Origin of the sequence: Daejeonella sp. (assembly GCF_030684675.1) — a bacterium.
In the GTDB taxonomy this organism is placed as follows: Bacteria; Bacteroidota; Bacteroidia; order Sphingobacteriales; family Sphingobacteriaceae; genus Daejeonella.
Genome location: NZ_JAUXXZ010000023.1, coordinates 146,181 through 164,709 on the forward strand (window position 1 = coordinate 146,181; position 18,529 = coordinate 164,709).

The following is an 18,529-nucleotide window of genomic DNA, read 5'->3' on the forward strand; positions in this document are numbered from 1 at the left end:
CCGATCAGACAGATATCGCATTAATGATATCATACTGTGTAATGATCTCGATTTCACCTAATTCACCTTCAACCAGAACAGCCATATTTTCCTTATTAATAATCGATGTAATTTTATCAATAGAGGTATTCAGATCAACAAATGGAAAAGAAGAAGTCATGATATCCTTTACAGAACCTGATCGAAGTGCCGGGTTCTCCATAACAGAACTCAGGATATCACTCTCCGTGATCTTACCAACGATCATACCTTTCTGAGTGACCGGAATCTGTGAAATATTCAATGACTTAATTGTGTTGATCGCCTGCAGTACGGATTGTTCACAATCAATCGTTACAATTTCCTGTCTGCCTCGCTTAATTAAAATGGACTTGGCTGTAAGTTTTTCATCTGTAAGAAAACCCCTCTCCCTCAGCCAGTCTTCATTGTACATCTTGCCCATGTATCTGGAACCATGATCATGAAAAATGACAACAACAACATCACCCTCTTTTAACTCATCCTTAAGCTGCATCAGACCTGCAAGAGCCGATCCGGCAGAGTTTCCGGCAAATATGCCCTCCTTACGGGCTATCTCCCGGGTCATTAATGCGGCATCCTTATCTGTTACCTTTTCGAAACGGTCAATGATATCGAAGTCAACGTTTTTTGGAAGAAAATCTTCACCAATTCCTTCGGTAATGTATGGATAAATCTCATTTTTGTCGAGGATACCGGTTTCCTTATACTTCTTAAAGACAGAACCATAGGTATCAATTCCCCAAACCTTGATAGCCGGGTTCTGCTCTTTGAGGTATCTTCCGGTACCTGATATTGTACCACCGGTTCCAACCCCTACAACCAGATGAGTGATTTTTCCCTCTGTTTGTTTCCAGATTTCAGGACCTGTTTGCTCATAATGAGCCATTGAATTAGAGAGATTATCGTATTGGTTAGGTTTCCATGAGTTTGGCACTTCTCGCTCCAGGCGAGAAGAAACTGAATAATAGGAACGGGGATCTTCAGGCTCAACATTTGTTGGGCAAACAATAACTTCGGCACCAAAAGCACGCAATGCATCAACCTTTTCCTTTGATTGCTTATCTGTGGTCGTGAAAATACACTTATAACCCTTTATGATCGCCGCCATTGCCAATCCCATTCCGGTATTTCCTGAGGTTCCTTCTATAATTGTTCCTCCCGGCTTCAATTTTCCTTCCCGCTCAGCATCCTCAATCATTTTAACTGCCATCCGGTCCTTTATTGAGTTCCCGGGATTGGTAGTTTCAATTTTTGCTAAAACCGTAGCCTTAACATCTTTTGTTATTGTGTTTAATTTAACCAGGGGGGTGTTCCCAATGGTTTCGAGAATATTGTTATACCACATGATACAAAAATAAGCATTTAAGCCCAAAACAACAGAATAAATGCCTAAATGGAATAAAATCAAAATAATATATCAATTATTACTTAAAAACAAAATAATATATCGTAAGACTACTAGTTAAGTAGTCTTAACCATTGGAAATTCGGAAAAAAACAGAAGAAAAATTATACCGGAATAAAGGAATCAATAAATAGAATCGAAAATCTCTTAGAATTTCAAATGCTTAACTGTTAAGCCATTATTGATTAGTTGCTTTAATGAATCAACGCCTATCCTGAGGTGGTTCTCAACATATTTCTCAGTCACATGCGAATCACTCTCTGCTGTTTTTACCCCTTCCGGAATCATTGGCTGATCAGATACCAATAGTAAGGCTCCGGTTGGGATCTTATTGGCAAATCCGGTAGTGAAAATGGTTGCAGTTTCCATATCAACAGCCATAGCACGCAGACTTTTAAGATATTTTTTAAAAGTCTTGTCATGCTCCCAAACCCTCCGGTTTGTAGTATACACTGTACCTGTCCAGTAATCTAAGGAGTAATCACGTATTGTTGTAGAAATGGCCTTTTGCAAGGCAAAGGCAGGCAGGGCAGGAACTTCAGCCGGTAAATAATCATTGGATGTACCCTCTCCCCTGATTGCTGCTATAGGAAGAATAAGATCACCTATTTTATTTTTTTTCTTTAAGCCTCCGCATTTCCCTAAGAACAAGACTGCTTTGGGCTTGATGGCGGTAAGCAGGTCCATCATGGTTGCAGCCATTGGACTGCCCATTCCAAAATTGATCAATGTGATACCATTTGCCGAAACACTCTGCATTGGCTTATCAAGACCCATAATTGGTGCATTATCATTCCATTCCGAAAAGAGATTAAGGTACCTTGAAAAATTTGTCAGCAAAATAAAATTACTGAACTCAGCAAGTGGTCTTCCGGTATAGCGTGGTAGCCAATTGGCGACAATATCATCCTTAATCTTCAAACCAGGTTTTACAGGCGTTTCAAGTTCACGATCCCTCTTAACAGTAGAGGCAGTTTCAGATTTAAGGTCCTTCTTTTCCATGATAAATAATTGTTAATTGAACAAAAAACCCCGGAACAGGTCCGGGGCTTATTTTATGCAACTTTTAATTTTTTCAGATCTGATTTCTCAAATTTATCTTTAGCATATTCGAGTGTAATAAACAACTCCTTTCCACTTTTTCCGGAGGGTGTCTCATACATTGCATCGATCATAATCGCTTCGCAAATGGAACGTAAGCCTCTGGCACCAAGTTTGAACTCCATCGCCTTATCCACAATAAACGCCATTACTTCCTTGTCAAACTCAAGCTTTACATTTTCATATTCAAATAGCTTTTTATACTGTTTGATCAATGAATTTCTCGGCTCCTCCAATATACTCAGCAGAGTTTCCCTATCTAATGGATTCAGGTGAGTTATCACCGGTAATCTGCCAATAAGTTCAGGAATAAGCCCAAATGACTTCAAATCCTGAGGGGTAATATATTTATATAGGTTTTTAAGATCAATAGTAAATTCATCCTTATCAACCTTGTAACCAACAGTTTGTGTACGAAGCCTGTTGGCTATCTTCTTCTCAATTCCATCGAATGCACCGCCGCAAATGAACAGGATATTATTCGTGTTCACCGGAATCATCTTTTGATCGGGATGTTTCCTTCCACCCTGTGGTGGAACATTGACAATGGTACCCTCCAGAATCTTCAACAAGGCTTGTTGTACTCCCTCTCCTGATACATCGCGTGTGATTGAAGGATTATCACTCTTGCGGGCTATTTTGTCAACCTCATCAATATAAACGATACCACGCTCAGCAGCAGTTACATCATAATCGGCTGCCTGAAGTAAGCGGGTCAAAATACTTTCCACATCTTCCCCTACATAACCTGCTTCAGTTAATACCGTAGCATCACATATACAAAAAGGTACATTTAAAACTTTGGCAATTGTTTTAGCAAGAAGGGTTTTTCCTGTACCCGTTTCGCCAACCATGATGATATTGGACTTCTCAATCTCAACTTCATCCTTGCCTACCTTTTGATTCAAACGTTTATAGTGATTATAAACAGCTACAGAAAGTATCTTTTTTGCCTGATCCTGTCCGATAACATACTGATCAAGGTGAGTTTTTATCTCAACAGGCTTCAGAAGGGTTTCGAAGGTCTGAGTTGATTTGGCTTTCCGGACATTAAGTTCTTCCGCCAGTATCTGATTCGCCTGTGTTACGCACTTATCACAAATATGTGCATCAAGACCAGCGATCAGCATCAGTGTATCCTGTTTGCCTGAGCCACAGAATGAACATTTAATATCCTTACTTCCCTTACTCATTATTTCTTATCTCCGGTTCCAACCAAAACTTCATCAATCATACCAAATTCTTTAGCTTCATTAGCGATCATCCAATAATCACGGTCAGAAGCCCTCTCCACCCATTCGTATGTTTGACCTGAATGTTTAGCGATAATATCATAAAGTTCTTTTTTAAGTTTAAGCATCTCACGCAGATTGATCTCCATATCGGAAGCAACCCCCTGAGCACCACCTGAAGGCTGATGAATCATCACCCTTGAGTGTGGCAATGCTGCCCTCTTACCTTTTGTTCCTGCACAAAGCAATACGGCTGCCATTGAAGCTGCCATACCAGTACATATTGTGGCAACATCCGGACTGATGTACTGCATGGTATCATAGATACCTAAACCTGCATAAACAGAGCCGCCTGGTGAATTGATGTAAATCTGGATATCCCGTTTGGAATCTGTCGACTGTAAAAATAACAGTTGAGCCTGGATAATATTGGCTATCCCTTCGTGAACAGCATCACCTAAAAAGATGATTCTATCCATCATTAAACGTGAAAACACATCCATTTGTGCCACGTTCAACTGACGTTCCTCTATGATATAGGGTGTCATGGCTGTAGGAATTGAAGCGTTTTGAACTCTTCCAATAAAACTATCTACATGCTGACTGCCGATACGATGATGTTTAACGGCGTATTTTCTGAATTCGTTCTTATCTATGTTCATTTTTGAATTTATAATTAATATTTAACATTTATTTCGAAAGTGTATAATAAAGAGAGATCGAAATAAATGGTCCTAATAAAACCAAAAACAATCAAATTATTTCAACTCCAGAAACTTATTATACTCTATATCTTTTTTATCTAAGGTAATAACACCCTTCAGATAATCAAACACATGCTGTGCTTTTACTTCTTCAAAAATACGATTTCCATTCTCCTTATTCTGTAAGAACTGGGCAGTGTATTGTCCCAATTGTTCTTCAGAAAGCGGCTGTGGACTATACATACGGAACTGTCCGTCAAGGCGAGTTTTAGCAGCTGCAAACACTTCCTCGTATTTTATCTCTAATTTATTGTCCTTGATAATCTTGTTCTCGATCAAAGTCCAGCGCAGATTACGTGCAAAATCATCATAACCTTTTTCCAATTCCTCGTCACTCAACTTTTCATTGGTTGCCTTTAACCATCTTTTCAGGAACTCATCAGGCAAGCTAAGCTTCACTTTATCCAGACCAAACTGGAACAAATCTGCCTGAAGCTTCTGATCAGCATTTTGAACCATCATACTTTCAAGCTCTTCCCTGATCTTCTGCTCAAATTCAGCTTCTGTCTTTACAACATCTTCACCGAATATCTTATCAAAAAACTCCTGGTTCAGATCGCCTTCTTCCAGTCGATTTATATTTTTAACTGATAATTTAAATTTAGACTTAAGATCCTGAGCATCTTCTTCAGAAATATTCAAAAGCTTTGCAATTATTGTTGCATTGCTATCAAATGCTTTTTGAATATCCAAAACCACTTCATCATCTTTTTTAAGACCAATCAATGATTTCTTAATCTTCGAATCTTCAACCTGATCCAAACGAACAGATGCCGTATTCGAAATTCCTCCTTCAAAAACAGAACCATCTGCAGCAATTTGACTTAAATCAGCATAGATAACATCATCTTCTGCCGATACGTCAGGATTTGACATTTTGCCATAACTTTTTCTAAGGTTTTTGATCCTTGAAGCAAGTGTATCTTTATCAACTTTAACCTGATAATAGGTTAATTTATCTTTTGATGAAAAATCAAGATCAAATTCCGGAGCTATTCCCAGTTCATAAATGAACTCAAATTCATCTGTAAAATCCCAGTTGAACTCTTTGCTATCATCGATTTTAGGCAGTGGCTGCCCAAGTACTTCAATCTTATTCTCACTGATGTAATTACTCAAGGTATCATTCAGGATATTATTGATCTCATCGACCAGGATATTCTTCCCATACATCTTTTTAATATGGGCGGCTGGAACCATTCCTGGGCGAAATCCAGGTAGCTTTGCTTTTTTTGCCTGCTCTTTGATCGCTTTTTCAACGCGTTCTTTGTAATCTTCAGGATTAATCTTAACAGTAAGTACAGAATTCAGATTGTCTATTTTGTCCTGTGTAATGTTCATTTTATATGTTTTATGTCGTTTTTGTTTATACAAAAATTCCCCGGCTTATAGCCGGGGAATTAATCAGTGCGGATGAAGGGACTCGAACCCCCACGCCGTGAAGCGCCAGATCCTAAGTCTGGTGCGGCTACCAATTACGCCACATCCGCATTGTTAGGATTATTTTCCAAAATTTCCCGGATGCTTGAATAGGTTATTGGTTAACGATATTCATCACAAATCCGATATATTTCGGTCGGCAAAAATAACGTTTTTCTATCTAACTACAAAATGATTTATGCTTATTATTTAAGCTTATCATTTTATTTTTATCCTAATGATCTCAAATAGGCAGGGCTGAGAAGAAGCCTGCTACCATACCATGAGAGCATTTCACCGTCAACAATTGAAACCCGGGCATCCGGACAAATTCTTTGAATCTCCTTAACATGCTCATCTTTAAATGGATATGGTTCTGAAGAAAGGAAGATACATTCAGGCTTGAGGTTTTTCAGTTGATCAACACTAATTTCCGGGTACCGATCATCACTGATCACATTCTCAAACCCTCCTCTGCGTAAAATATCATCAATAAAAGTTTGTTTTCCTGCCAGCATATAGGGGTCTTTCCATATAAAATAGGCAGTCCTGACCGGCTTATGTATTTTCTTTAATTTCAAAAACTGCTCATTAATATCATCTGCAATTACCTCCGCCTCTTCTGACCTGCCTGTCAATTCACCAATCTGTTTGATCATATCAATCGCTTCAGGCAGAACCTCTATGTCGCTCATCCATACAGGAAATTCCTTCATCAGTTCCTCTATCTGGGTTCTGTCATTCTCTTCTTTGTTCCCAATAATGAGATCAGGCTTTAATTCGCGAATCTTGCGAAGATCCAGCATTTTTGTGCCACCAATTTTAGTTGATCGCTTAAATTTTTCCCTGGGATGAATACAAAATTTTGTGATACCAATAATTTCCATGTCCAAACCCAAATCAAATAGAAGCTCCGTTTGTGATGGTACCAGGGAAATAATTCGTTGAGGGGGATAAGGAACGGAAATAAGCCTTCCCATCTGATCGGTAAATGTGCGCTTTTGCATACTTTTACAAAGTAAGCTAATTTTTATAAATGCCTAAATGGATCCAATATTTTCTTCTTTTAATATCGCTTACAGGCTATATTCTGCTCGGATATTATATTGAAAGATCAAATTTTCTGCAGCTAATCAGCATTTACAGTTCCTTATTTCTGATTGCCTATATTCTTCACAAAAACAGCAGTCCAGATAATTTCAGGGTTCTGCTGCTGAGTGGTATACTCTTCCGGTTTTGCCTGATCTTTTCAATACCGGCGCTTTCTGATGATTTTTATCGTTTTGTATGGGATGGAAGGATTCAGCAATTGGGGATTAACCCCTTCGATTTTACTCCGGCACAATTTATTAAACAGCATTCTGATCCATTGCTGCACAAAATCTTTCCTTATCTCAACTCTCCCGATTACTACAGCGTCTATCCACAAATTTGCCAGTCGATTTTCAAAATCGCCTCCGGAATTGGCGGTGATAGTCTGTATCGGACTATCGTTATTTTAAAATCTGCAATCTTTCTATCTGAACTTGGGACAATTTTCCTATTAAAGGCACTACTTTCAGCAAGGAAGAATGCCCAATCACTTCAATTAATTTATGTTCTCAATCCATTGGTGATTATAGAACTCAGTGGGAACATCCATTTTGAAGCCTTCATGATCTTATTTATTCTGATGGCTGTCTGGCTGATTAATCATCAGAAATACATCAGTTCAGCCGGAGCATTATCACTCGCCATTCAGGCGAAATTATTGCCTCTGATCTTTATTCCTTTACTCTTCAGACAGATTGGTCTGAAAAAGACCATTAATTATGCAATTGTTTGCCTGATTATCACAGCAGTCCTGAGTCTGGCATTGCTTAATAACACAGAGCGATTTTCCCATTTTTCAGAAAGCCTGAGCCTTTATTATGGCAAATTTGAATTTAATGGTAGCTTTTATTTGCTATTCAGATCTTTTGGACAATGGTTTCTGGCTTATAATCCAATAGCTGTATTGAGTAAGATGATGATCGCTCTTGCTCTATCAGGAATGATTTGGGTTTACTTCAGAAAACTTGAGCTTTTGAATGGCCTGTTCTGGCTGCTGACTATTTACCTGGCATTCTCTGCGATAATTCATCCCTGGTATCTTACACCATTGGTAGCACTTTCTGCTTTTATCAGACTTCGCTTTGCTTTGATCTGGTCAGCACTGATACCTTTGAGCTATTATACTTATAGTAAGACCCCTTACAGTGAAAATTATTGGTTTACCGGGATTGAATATCTCTTTGTTATCGGATTCCTTATTTGGGAACTTAATAAGGCGGAATCATCTCAAACCTTAACCTGAAATATTTCAGGATTATTCGTCATAGAAATCCTGCAATGCACCAAAATAATTCAGATTCCAACCATCAACCATATCATCGATATCTGAGTCAGGGATATTAGTATGTCTGAGTTCAACAGAAGTGCCATTTTTATCGGGATGGAGAATAAATGTCACCATTGATTCCTCTGGCTGATCTCCAAAATACCATTGCTGAACAATCCTTTTGTTTTCTACGAACTCAATGTTTTTCCCGCAAATGCTATCATCCCATAGCGAAAACTCTGAACCTGGCTCGGTGCTCATGATCGCTTCGGCTCCGGTCCATAAAGAGATCGTCAGTGGGTTGGTCAATGCCAGGTAAACCTCCTCCGGACTTGCCTGTATCAGGTAATATTTCTTGAAATCTTTCATAGTTGTGAATTGCAAATCTAATACAAATGCCCTGATAATTTAAATCAGGGAAATGATTTAATGTCACATCAGGAAGCTCTACAAATATGCGAAAATCACTTTTTTATTTTTTTTAGCAACATTTTGTAATAGCTGTCGTCATATAGTCAAGCAAAGAGATAGGAAATGTAGCAATTTATGGTAAGCCAGGATCAAAACAGTAGAAATCAGCCCATTAGACCAGAACGCAGACCTATAACCCTAAGACTGAGTTATATGCCTGATCATGTTCCTCATATAGCTAATGCCCTTGATTTTGTCATTGAAAAGCTGCAATTCCTTCCAACTGAAAAATTCCTTTTAAGTGAAGCTCTTAAAAATGAGCCACTTCAATTGAGAGACATTAATGGCAATTTATTAACCCTGATTATGAAGGAAATTGAAAATAAGCCCGAATTCAATTATATCATTTTTCATACAGATGATTGCCTTAGGGATTACCACAAATATATCCTTGCAGGGGTTGAATTTATCAGCAGACCTGAATATACTGATGCAGGCCTGAGGGTAGATTTCCTGGGACATAAAGAAAACCGATATACTTTACTGGAAGAAAGAATATATACCGATATATAGTTTAAAAGAAAATGAAATACTTACGTGTACTTAAGAATAATAATCAGATATCAAGCGAAACTGTGAAGCAAGCTTACTATCCGGAGCACATAAGCAATTTTTCAATGCAAATGGTATTTAGCGGTAATTCGACTTATGATATCGGAAAAAGACATTTAAATCTATACCCTGACAGTTTTCTTGCTCTGAATCAGGGCACACATTATTCTAGTAAAGTGGATTCCAATATACCTGTCAACATGCTTTCAATCTCCTTTGCCCCCGAATTTCTGAGTGATTTTTACAGAACCCAGCATAAAAATATTAACGCGCTACTGGATGATCCTTTCAATACGACTGAGCATTCTCAGGGTTTCTTTTTAGAAACTATCTATCCCTTTTCAGGAGATATGAAGTATAACATTCTCAACCTTAAAAACCAACTTGAACAGGAGTCGCCTGATGATTTGCTTGTCAATGAATACCTCCACCATAGCCTTATCAACTACTTTAAAATCTATCATAAAGAAGTTTCCAATAAATCAGAAAATCTTAGCTTTCTGAATAAAAGCACAAAAATTGAGATACTCAAACGCCTAACATTTGCTAAAGAGTACATCTCGAGCAACTACAATAAAAACATAGATCTGGAAGACATTGCGCAGACTGCCTGCTTATCTGTAAATCATTTATTGCGTACATTCAAACAGGCCTATGGCATATCCCCGCATCAATACCTGATAAAAGTGAGGATAGACAGATCAAAATATCTGCTCACTAACACAAGATACACTCTGAACGAAATCGTGGAAATCGTCGGATTTGAATGTCCAAGTTCATTTATAAGACTTTTCAAAACGATGAACAGTACTACACCGGGGAAATATCGTTTGAATCTTCAATTAAACTAATTTAGCTTCTCCCTGCTGTAAGGGAATTCAATCTTTCTGAATTTACCATTTACAGTACCTTCAATCCAGGCTAGAACATTGCTGGCCGACTGGGGTTGATATGAAATTCGCTGAGGAAAATCATGGTTCCTGTTTTCAAAAACAAAAATTCCATTCTCCGTCGAGATTAACTTAAACGAAACTGTAGAATCATTACCTGCTCCATTTCCGCTTGGTTCATAATAAATACTACCAGCAGATTCATAAAGTTTTATCGTTTCAAGTAAAGTACTGTCACCTGTATTACTTATTGAAAAACTGATTCCATCCATCCCGGAATCTTTGTTCAATTTCCAGGATTCAACAATACGGCCCTTTGCTGTATTCATAGTCCAGCTTCCTTTCAGAAAACCAAAATCCCTGACTGAAGTTTTTTGCTGGGCAATTGAACCAGAACATAGTACAAGTAAAAAACTAAACAGCAACAGTTTTTGTTTCATAAATACTCTGATGAATATGCTCTCTCTTTTATAAATGCTCTTGAATAAAGATCAGTATTCTGATGAAATAAATTTGGTATATATCAAAATATTTTAGAAATAAAAGTCCTTTATTTTTCAAAAATATATATAATTAAATGACTGTTTTTTTTCTAAACTGTCCTCATTTTCCCCCTTAACAAAATTTAACAGACCATAAGTTGAATGATTTCAAAAATTTCAATTTTCATGTTATAAAACAGAAAATTCCAAATGCGAAATTAATCATATTTAATTAATTATCAATTAGTTATAAATAAATTAATTAACATTTCACAGACAACATAAAAAAATATCAGAACCTGAAAGTATTTACTCCAAATGAAATTAATGGTGTTTTTTGCCTATGTGCAAGGCTGGTTTTATATGGAAATTTAGATCAGAAAATTATATTAAAAAAACACAAAAATGAACCTTAAATCAATTATGTTTTGCACTGTACTATGTGCAGTTCTAACAACCACAGCATTCGCAAAAAATCGTCCTGCACCTAATGTTAAAAATGTGATCAATGAATTTGCGGAAAGTCATGTAAACACAGACGCTGCCAAACTAGGCAGGATTCTCAGTTCAGATGCAGTTCTTAAATTTTCAAAAGGTGATGAAGTACTTTCCCAGAGTCAGATTTCAATCATGAAGATTATGAAACAGAATGAAGGAATTAAGCAAAATTGCTCCACCACAATTGATGTAATTGCCAGCGGTTCTGCTTTGGCAATGGCAAAAGTGAATTTCGTTTATGAAGATTTCGTAATTGAGAACTTCCTGACACTTGAGCTTGACAAGAGTGGCAACTGGAAGATTACCCGGATAAATAAATTTTTTACGGAAACAACATCCAGGGATGTTCTGTCAAGACGTTAATCTAAATATCTACCGAAAATCAGTGCTGCCAATTTACGGTACTGAATTTTCGGTAAATGAAATATGCATTTGAAGGCATTCTATCACTTTTTTTACATGGAGAAATTGTATTCGATGCAACATTTTCAAAAATCCTTCGTCTAATTTTTAACGTAATTTATTGTGCGTTCGAGTTCAAAGATTTAAGCGTAAAATAAATAAGAGCTACAATGATGAATAATGAAAGTACCGTCAAATCTGAACGTTATAGTAGCAGGTACACAAGAGGGTTCCTGAGAATGCTGACGAATGAGGGGCAAGTTCTGACTGACAAGTTTGTTGAACAGTTTTACACCTCAAAAAACTATCAGGAAAGGCTTGAAGCTATAAAATACCTTATCAGCGTTACCGGTAAGTATAGTTTCCCGGAGAAAATTTTGGCTGATGCCCTGAAAGATTTTTGCTCTCAGGTAAAAGTTTATGTTTTAAAACATTTTAATTTTTCAGGGGTAGTTGATCCTCAGATAAAGGATTGTCTGAAGGATATCGCACAAAATGATGAGAAATTACAATTGAGGACCCTTGCTCTTGAAAGGCTGTCTGAGCTTGATGACAAATATCATTATGATTTATTTTTCTCAACCTCTTTATTAAAAGGATCAAAGGAATCGTCTGCAGGTTTAAGAGGATTATACAAGCTGGATAAGGAAAAAGCTTATCAAATGGCAAAATTCAGAACTGAGTCATCGAGCGGAAATCTGGATATTGCCATAGCTGAAATATTTCAGAGTGAAGGTGATATAAATGATCTTGCCTTTATTAAACAACGCCTGAAAGCACGGAATAAATTCAACAAAATTGAGCTGATCAGGATTTATCTTAAGTTTTTGGGTCGATTAGAAATTGATACAATTATCAGAAGCAACATTCTTTTTATAAGTGAGGATATTCTCGCTACATCGAACCGGGAATTAGTACAGCTTCTGATAATGGAACTTCATCATTTTGTCTCCAGCTATCACGATTATTTAAGCAAGAATGAGAACCTGCTAAAATATTTGAACAAAACAATCGATATTCTGCTTGAAAAAAAATATCTGAACAATGGTCAAAATGATCCATTTGGGCCGATTTAATAAATAAAAAAACAATAATTCAGCAACAATAAAAAAGCCCTCCCAAAAATTGGGAGGGCTTTTTTATTATTTAAAACAGTGAGAAAAATTATTTAGCACTATTTTTTTTCTCAGTAACTTCATTTCTGATCTCTTGAGCAAGATTTTTCAAATCCTGCATTCCTTTACGAACTCTTGTTCCGGCTGCACTGTTACCTGAATTGTAGAATTTGTTTGCATCAACTTCAACTGAAGCGAGCAAATTTTTCATTTTTGTAAATTTGTCCATTGTTATATTTTTTAGGTTAAACAAATCTAATTTAATTACAGAAAATGACAAGTCATTTTTGTAATTTTTTTCCACCCTCTCAAACTTTAATATTTAAACCAATTCAAATGGACAAATCTAAGAGCCAGATTTTGAGTTTTTTGAAAATTTGCCTTGCTATTCTGTATTTGATCTTAAGAAGCTATTTAATTTTTAACGATTTTCTGAATAAAACTCAAATGATGATTCCTATCATTTTTTTGAATGCTTATAATCAGATAGTAAGCTAATCAATACTCATAAATTGACATTTTATTGTAAGCTAAAAAACAAAATCATGCCTGTACATAACTATATCATTCCGTTCAAACAGATAAGCATAGAAGATCTTCCAAAGGTTGGTGGAAAAAATGCATCATTGGGTGAAATGTTCAATCAACTTTCATCTAAAGGCATAAACATCCCGGATGGATTTGCCCTAAGTGCAGATGCTTACAGGCTATTCCGAAAAGAAAAGAAAAATAAACTTTCACTAAATAGAGCAGAAGTCATTCTTCTAGCCAAGTGGTGCCTCCAGATTGAAGAACATTATAGAAAGGCAATGGATATAGAATGGGCGAAGGACGGACTTAACAAGCAGCTTTATATTGTTCAGGCCAGACCAGAAACTGTTCATGCTAAAGGGAAAAAACAGGTTCATGAAATCTTCAAACTAAACGAAAAAAGCAAAAGCCTGGCAAGCGGAATTGCTCTTGGAGATAAAATCGCTTCAGGAAAGGCAAGAATTTTGAAAAGCCCGCTTGAAGGCGATCAATTGCTGCAAAGTGAGATCCTCGTAACAGACATCACCAACCCTGATTGGGACCCAATTTTAAAGAAAGCAGCGGCTATTGTTACCAATAAAGGAGGTAGAACAAGCCATGCAGCAATTGTAGCCCGTGAGCTTGGAACAGTAGCAGTGGTTGACTCAGGAAATGCTACAGAGGTCATTAAGAATGGTGATGAAATCACTGTTTCCTGCGCTGATGGGAAGGATGGACATATCTATGAGGGTTTGTTAAAATGGTCTGTGAATGAACAGGATTTCAGCGGACTTAAATTACCAAAAACTTCCGCTATGTTTATCCTTGCAGATCCGGACAGAGCATTTGAATTGAGCTCTTATCCCAACAAAGGAGTGGGATTGTTAAGACTTGAATTCGCGATCTCAAACAGTATCCGGATTCATCCGCTTGCATTATGTGAGCCTGAAAAGATTAAGGACAGAGCTTTACAAAAAGAGATCAATAATCTGACAAAAGATTATAAAGACGGAAAGGAATACTTTGTTGACCACCTTGCTGAATCCGTAGCATTGGTGGCAGCGGCATTTTACCCTAATGATGTCATTGTAAGGCTCAGCGATTTTAAGAGTAATGAATATGCCAATCTTTTAGGGGGTAAATACTTTGAACCTGATGAAGAAAACCCGATGATCGGTCTCCGCGGTGCTTCACGTTATTACAGCGATTTTTACCGTAAAGGCTTTGCACTGGAATGCAGGGCAATGAAAAAAGTAAGGGAAGAAATGGGGCTAAAAAATGTAAAATTGATGATTCCATTCTGCCGGACGATAGAAGAAGGGGAAAAAGTACTGGAGGAAATGAAAACCAATGGTTTGGTTCAGGGTGAGAACGGACTGGAGGTTTATGTTATGATTGAGATTCCAAGTAATGTATTACTCGCTGATGAATTCGCAAAACTCTTCGATGGCTTTTCTATTGGCTCAAATGACCTGACTCAGCTTACATTGGGCATCGACCGCGATTCCAGCCTGGTGAGTTATTTATTCAATGAGGAGAATCCTGCTGTAAAAGGCTTGATCCGGGAGGCAATCAGAGCTGCAAAACGAAATCATATTAAAGTAGGTCTTTGCGGTCAGGCTCCAAGTGATATTCCAGCATTTGCAGAATTTCTGGTTCAGGAAGAAATCGACAGTATTTCATTTAATCCCGATGCATTGATAAAAGGTATTGAAAATATGAATAAGGCGGAGAACAAGAAATAATATGGCGTGATTTTAGACTAACAAAGACTTATATTAAAATAACTTTTAATGAACCGTAATATTCCGGTTTAAAAACCTGCTAAATTTGGTTTAATGAACTGGCATAATTCAAGTATTTCCGACGTTTATAAATTACTGGATAGTTCAGCTTCTGGTTTGGACCAGAATAAGGCAGAATTAAGTCTGGCAAAAGTCGGCCAAAATATAATCCAGGAAGGTAAAAAGAAGACAGTATGGAATATTGTACTTCATCAGGTCAGCGATTTTATGATCATTATTCTGATCATAGCGGCAGTAATTTCGGGCATTGCGGGTGACCTAACTGATACTATAATTATTCTTACCATAATTATTCTAAATGCTTTAGCGGGATTCATTCAGGAGTACCGTGCCGAAAAAGCAATGGAGGCTCTGAAAAATATGTCGAGCAGCCAGGCACTTGTTCTGCGAAATCAGAAAGCCGTAAAAATAAACGCGACAGAACTTGTCCCGGGTGATGTGATTCTTTTAGAAGCCGGTGATGTTATATCTGCTGATATCCGGTTTATTAAAGTTCAATCTCTGAAAGTAGATGAATCTGCGCTAACCGGCGAGTCTGAAAATGTGGAGAAGAATATTAAAAAGCTGGAATCCAAAAATTTAGTCCTTGCCGACAGGACGAATATGGGCTTCAAAGGCACCTTCATCAATAGCGGGCATGGGACGGCCATTGTTGTTGAAACCGGAATGCAAACTGAACTCGGACTTATTGCATCCATGATTCAGATTGCAGATAATAGTACTCCCCTTCAGAAGCGGCTTTCTGCATTCGGCAAACGTCTTTCCCTTATTATTCTGCTGATCTGTGCAATTATATTTATTTCAGGATGGTTAAGGGGAGAGGGTTTAACTGAAATGCTTTTGATATCTATTTCGCTTGCTGTGGCAGCGATTCCTGAAGCTCTGCCCGCACTGGTTACTATTTCACTTGCCCTTGGGGCTAAGAAATTGGTTAAACAGCATGTACTCATCCGTAAACTTCCTGCTGTTGAAACCCTGGGTTCAGTAAGCTATATCTGCACAGATAAGACCGGCACACTAACCATCAATAAGATGACAGTCAGAAAGATTTATGAAGCTGAACATCAGGTTAAGGCGATCTTTTCGGCTAAAAAGAACAATCTCCTTTCTGCCATGGCATTGAATAATGATATCCTGAAAAGTGATAAAGGAGAATGGCTTGGTGATTCCACTGAACTTGCATTGGTTCAATATGCCTCCTCAAAGGGATATGATAAGCTAAAATCAGAAAAAGAATTTCCCAGAATTGCTGAGATTCCATTTGATTCTCAGCGAAAATGCATGAGCACATTCCATCAAGCCGAAGGAGGAGTGATCATGATCACCAAGGGTGGTATGGATGTCTTACTTGGTAAATTGACCCATCAAAACGGGAAAGAGCATACTAAATTTGAAGAAGAACAAAATGCCATGTCTGCCAGCGGGCATCGTGTGCTGGGCTATGCCTACAAGCTTCTACCTAAAATGCCGGATAAAATAAATTCAAAAGAGTTGGAGTCATCTTTAACAATGATTGGATTTGCAGGGATGATCGATCCGCCGCGTGAAGAAGCAAAACTGGCCATATCTCAATGTAAGGATGCAGGGATTAAGCCCGTAATGATTACCGGTGATCATAAGCTAACTGCTACGGCAATCGCAACTGATCTGGGAATTATCAGTTCTGATGATGATCTGGTTATGACCGGGGCTGAATTATCTGATCTTAGCGAATCAGACTTCAATTCAGTAGTTGAAAAGGTATGTGTATATGCCCGGGTTAACCCTGAACAAAAATTAAGAATAATCCAGGCATTACAAGGCAAGAATAATTTTGTAGCCATGACCGGTGATGGTGTTAATGATGCCCCGGCATTAAAAAATGCAGATATCGGCATTGCAATGGGAATTAATGGTACTGAAGTTTCAAAACAAGCCGCTCATATGATTCTGCTTGATGATAATTTTGCCACTATAATTAAAGCCATCCGGCATGGCCGAAGAATCTATGACAATATTTTAAAATTCATCAAATACATAATGACTGGGAATTCCGGTGAGATCTGGGCGATTTCCCTTGCACCATTTCTGGGGCTTCCGATTCCGCTGCTTGCCATTCATATCTTATGGATAAACCTGATAACTGACGGGCTTCCGGGCCTGGCATTGGCTTCAGAACCTGCGGAAACAAACATAATGAAACGACCACCACATGATCCTAAAAAAAATATATTTGGAGGAAGTATGGCCTGGCATATTCTATGGGTCGGTTTATTGATGGGTCTTGTTACCCTGGGGATACAGGCCTGGGCTGTACATAACAACAACCCCTACGGACAGACTATGGCCTTCTCTGTTTTATGCTTCAGTCAGTTAGGTCATGTGATGGCCATACGCTCAAAGAGAGATTCCATATTTAAAATCGGAGTGTTTTCAAACAAGCCGATGCTGGCTGCATTGCTGGGAACTGTTTCACTTCAATTCATGATCATTTATGTGCCATTTTTCAACCCAATCTTCAGAACACAGCCATTACCAATCTATGAATTGCTGATTACCATTGCGGCATCTGCTATTGTATTCTGGGCGGTAGAATTTGAAAAAATTATAAAAAAGCGGATTAAAAAAGGTCATAAAGCAAAATAAGGTAATGAGAAAGGGGTGAAAGAATGTCCCTTCTACAAAGACAGAAAAGTTTTATCATGAAGATGCAAATCCTGGTGATTGGAAACCCCTGGTTAAAGCTTTTCTACTGACCGCCATGGACAGTCATATGTGATAAACAAACAATCCTGTTATTCAATCCATTGGAATAAATACTCATCCTTAAATTCAATGTGAAAACTATTTAGCAGAGAAATGTATTCTTCCTTGAAAGTTATATTCCGATGGTGTTCTTTTTGAAGTTGAATGTAACCAATTACACTATCCAGTGATGAATGGCTATAAGAGAAAGCTCCAAACCCTTCCTGCCATTGAAATTTTGATTTTATAAAATTCTTTTCACTTACAAAATCTGTAGATGACTTTTTTACTTCCCGAACAAGATCAGATAGACAACATGAAGGCTTCATACCAATCAGGAAATGAATATGATCGGCCATGCCATTAATTTGAAGCATCTTTTGCCCTTTATTTTGAATAATCCCGGTAATATATTTATATAATTCCTCTTCCCATGAGGAACGAATTAAACATTCCCTGTTTCTGACAGCAAAAACGGCTTGAATATAGATTTGATAAAAAGTTCCTGGCATCGTCATAAATTAAAGGGGCAATATTGCAGGATATTTATACAAATGGATTATCAATGAGTTTACGGCAGATTGAAACTAGTTAACGGTAGGGTAATGAATGAATGAATGGGTTAATGATAAACGAGGCACATACGACCACCTTCCTTTAGATTAGTAATCTCTAAGAAAGAGTGGTTATTGTTATTGTAGGATTTTCTTTTTGCTTCTTTTTCTTTTGTTAATAACTGAAATTTATGTGTAAAAGTTAACACTGACAGAGGCGACTTA

At 37.6% G+C, this 18,529-nt stretch carries 17 protein-coding genes and 1 tRNA gene; 7 read left to right on the forward strand and 11 right to left on the reverse strand.

Annotation, left to right across the window (positions count from 1 at the left end):
- Positions 1-4 precede the first annotated feature (4 nt).
- The 7 genes from Q8M41_RS04185 to Q8M41_RS04215 form a co-directional block, all read right to left on the reverse strand.
- Positions 5-1,366, reverse strand: coding sequence for a pyridoxal-phosphate dependent enzyme (locus Q8M41_RS04185; protein WP_305363991.1), 1,362 nt, complete (start codon positions 1,364-1,366; stop codon positions 5-7).
- Positions 1,367-1,573: 207 nt separating this feature from the next.
- Complete coding sequence (locus Q8M41_RS04190) at positions 1,574-2,431, reverse strand: AMP nucleosidase (RefSeq protein WP_370870438.1); 858 nt, start codon at positions 2,429-2,431, stop codon at positions 1,574-1,576.
- 50 nt (positions 2,432-2,481) lie between these two features.
- A complete protein-coding gene (clpX, locus tag Q8M41_RS04195) occupies positions 2,482-3,720 on the reverse strand; it encodes an ATP-dependent Clp protease ATP-binding subunit ClpX (RefSeq protein ID WP_305363993.1) in 1,239 nt (412 codons plus the stop codon).
- Entirely contained in the window at positions 3,720-4,421 is a 702-nt protein-coding gene (gene clpP / locus Q8M41_RS04200; protein ID WP_305363994.1) for an ATP-dependent Clp endopeptidase proteolytic subunit ClpP, read from the reverse strand. Before clpP ends, clpX begins: the two co-directional genes overlap by 1 nt.
- Before the next feature lie 96 nt (positions 4,422-4,517).
- The gene (gene tig, locus Q8M41_RS04205; protein WP_305363995.1) at positions 4,518-5,864 is read right to left on the reverse strand and encodes a trigger factor; all 1,347 of its coding nucleotides are present in this window, start codon (positions 5,862-5,864) and stop codon (positions 4,518-4,520) included.
- Positions 5,865-5,931: 67 nt separating this feature from the next.
- Positions 5,932-6,013 (reverse strand) — tRNA-Leu (locus Q8M41_RS04210).
- A gap of 159 nt (positions 6,014-6,172) precedes the next feature.
- Entirely contained in the window at positions 6,173-6,949 is a 777-nt protein-coding gene (locus Q8M41_RS04215; RefSeq protein ID WP_305363996.1) for an ABC transporter substrate-binding protein, read from the reverse strand.
- 29 nt (positions 6,950-6,978) lie between these two features.
- Between Q8M41_RS04215 and Q8M41_RS04220 the strand changes: the two genes are divergently transcribed.
- Positions 6,979-8,277, forward strand: a complete 1,299-nt coding sequence (locus tag Q8M41_RS04220) for a hypothetical protein (protein WP_305363997.1) — start codon at positions 6,979-6,981, stop codon at positions 8,275-8,277.
- Positions 8,278-8,289: 12 nt separating this feature from the next.
- On the opposite strand, the gene Q8M41_RS04225 is transcribed toward Q8M41_RS04220, so the two are convergent.
- Positions 8,290-8,670, reverse strand: coding sequence for an SRPBCC domain-containing protein (locus Q8M41_RS04225; RefSeq protein ID WP_305363998.1), 381 nt, complete (start codon positions 8,668-8,670; stop codon positions 8,290-8,292).
- Positions 8,671-8,847: 177 nt separating this feature from the next.
- Here Q8M41_RS04225 and Q8M41_RS04230 point away from each other — a divergent pair, with 177 nt between their 5' ends.
- Both Q8M41_RS04230 and Q8M41_RS04235 read left to right on the forward strand, forming a co-directional pair.
- Positions 8,848-9,285 carry a hypothetical protein gene (locus Q8M41_RS04230; RefSeq protein ID WP_305363999.1) on the forward strand — a complete coding sequence of 146 codons (438 nt, stop codon included), beginning with the start codon at positions 8,848-8,850 and terminating at the stop codon, positions 9,283-9,285.
- A gap of 11 nt (positions 9,286-9,296) precedes the next feature.
- Positions 9,297-10,175, forward strand: a complete 879-nt coding sequence (locus tag Q8M41_RS04235; RefSeq protein ID WP_305364000.1) for an AraC family transcriptional regulator — start codon at positions 9,297-9,299, stop codon at positions 10,173-10,175.
- Here the strand turns inward: Q8M41_RS04235 and Q8M41_RS04240 are convergent.
- Positions 10,172-10,654 carry a DUF6265 family protein gene (locus Q8M41_RS04240; RefSeq protein WP_305364001.1) on the reverse strand — a complete coding sequence of 161 codons (483 nt, stop codon included), beginning with the start codon at positions 10,652-10,654 and terminating at the stop codon, positions 10,172-10,174. The genes Q8M41_RS04235 and Q8M41_RS04240 overlap by 4 nt on opposite strands.
- Before the next feature lie 447 nt (positions 10,655-11,101).
- Between Q8M41_RS04240 and Q8M41_RS04245 the strand changes: the two genes are divergently transcribed.
- Complete coding sequence (locus Q8M41_RS04245) at positions 11,102-11,557, forward strand: nuclear transport factor 2 family protein (protein ID WP_305364002.1); 456 nt, start codon at positions 11,102-11,104, stop codon at positions 11,555-11,557.
- A 209-nt stretch (positions 11,558-11,766) separates the two neighbouring features.
- A complete protein-coding gene (locus Q8M41_RS04250; RefSeq protein WP_305364003.1) occupies positions 11,767-12,672 on the forward strand; it encodes a hypothetical protein in 906 nt (301 codons plus the stop codon).
- An 88-nt stretch (positions 12,673-12,760) separates the two neighbouring features.
- On the opposite strand, the gene Q8M41_RS04255 is transcribed toward Q8M41_RS04250, so the two are convergent.
- Entirely contained in the window at positions 12,761-12,940 is a 180-nt protein-coding gene (locus Q8M41_RS04255) for a histone H1 (RefSeq protein ID WP_305364004.1), read from the reverse strand.
- Positions 12,941-13,256: 316 nt separating this feature from the next.
- On the opposite strand from Q8M41_RS04255, the gene ppsA reads away from it, so the two are divergent.
- Entirely contained in the window at positions 13,257-14,966 is a 1,710-nt protein-coding gene (gene ppsA / locus Q8M41_RS04260; RefSeq protein WP_305364005.1) for a phosphoenolpyruvate synthase, read from the forward strand.
- Between the two features lie 93 nt (positions 14,967-15,059).
- A complete protein-coding gene (locus tag Q8M41_RS04265) occupies positions 15,060-17,651 on the forward strand; it encodes a cation-translocating P-type ATPase (RefSeq protein WP_305364006.1) in 2,592 nt (863 codons plus the stop codon).
- 149 nt (positions 17,652-17,800) lie between these two features.
- On the opposite strand, the gene tnpA is transcribed toward Q8M41_RS04265, so the two are convergent.
- Positions 17,801-18,262: an IS200/IS605 family transposase gene (gene tnpA, locus Q8M41_RS04270; protein ID WP_305364007.1), complete on the reverse strand. Its 462-nt coding sequence runs from the start codon at positions 18,260-18,262 to the stop codon at positions 17,801-17,803.
- Positions 18,263-18,529 lie beyond the last annotated feature (267 nt).

What these genes read in the sequence shown, in the direction of transcription:
- Q8M41_RS04235 (WP_305364000.1), top strand. Translation starts at nt 9,297, where the DNA reads ATGAAATACTTACGTGTACTTAAGAATAATAATCAGATATCAAGCGAA.
- Q8M41_RS04185 (WP_305363991.1), bottom strand. Translation starts at nt 1,366, where the DNA reads ATGTGGTATAACAATATTCTCGAAACCATTGGGAACACCCCCCTGGTT.
- Q8M41_RS04215 (WP_305363996.1), bottom strand. Translation starts at nt 6,949, where the DNA reads ATGCAAAAGCGCACATTTACCGATCAGATGGGAAGGCTTATTTCCGTT.
- Q8M41_RS04230 (WP_305363999.1), top strand. Translation starts at nt 8,848, where the DNA reads ATGGTAAGCCAGGATCAAAACAGTAGAAATCAGCCCATTAGACCAGAA.
- Q8M41_RS04225 (WP_305363998.1), bottom strand. Translation starts at nt 8,670, where the DNA reads ATGAAAGATTTCAAGAAATATTACCTGATACAGGCAAGTCCGGAGGAG.
- Q8M41_RS04245 (WP_305364002.1), top strand. Translation starts at nt 11,102, where the DNA reads ATGAACCTTAAATCAATTATGTTTTGCACTGTACTATGTGCAGTTCTA.
- clpX (WP_305363993.1), bottom strand. Translation starts at nt 3,720, where the DNA reads ATGAGTAAGGGAAGTAAGGATATTAAATGTTCATTCTGTGGCTCAGGC.
- Q8M41_RS04255 (WP_305364004.1), bottom strand. Translation starts at nt 12,940, where the DNA reads ATGGACAAATTTACAAAAATGAAAAATTTGCTCGCTTCAGTTGAAGTT.
- Q8M41_RS04265 (WP_305364006.1), top strand. Translation starts at nt 15,060, where the DNA reads ATGAACTGGCATAATTCAAGTATTTCCGACGTTTATAAATTACTGGAT.
- Q8M41_RS04220 (WP_305363997.1), top strand. Translation starts at nt 6,979, where the DNA reads ATGCCTAAATGGATCCAATATTTTCTTCTTTTAATATCGCTTACAGGC.
- clpP (WP_305363994.1), bottom strand. Translation starts at nt 4,421, where the DNA reads ATGAACATAGATAAGAACGAATTCAGAAAATACGCCGTTAAACATCAT.
- tnpA (WP_305364007.1), bottom strand. Translation starts at nt 18,262, where the DNA reads ATGCCAGGAACTTTTTATCAAATCTATATTCAAGCCGTTTTTGCTGTC.
- Q8M41_RS04250 (WP_305364003.1), top strand. Translation starts at nt 11,767, where the DNA reads ATGATGAATAATGAAAGTACCGTCAAATCTGAACGTTATAGTAGCAGG.
- tig (WP_305363995.1), bottom strand. Translation starts at nt 5,864, where the DNA reads ATGAACATTACACAGGACAAAATAGACAATCTGAATTCTGTACTTACT.
- Q8M41_RS04240 (WP_305364001.1), bottom strand. Translation starts at nt 10,654, where the DNA reads ATGAAACAAAAACTGTTGCTGTTTAGTTTTTTACTTGTACTATGTTCT.
- ppsA (WP_305364005.1), top strand. Translation starts at nt 13,257, where the DNA reads ATGCCTGTACATAACTATATCATTCCGTTCAAACAGATAAGCATAGAA.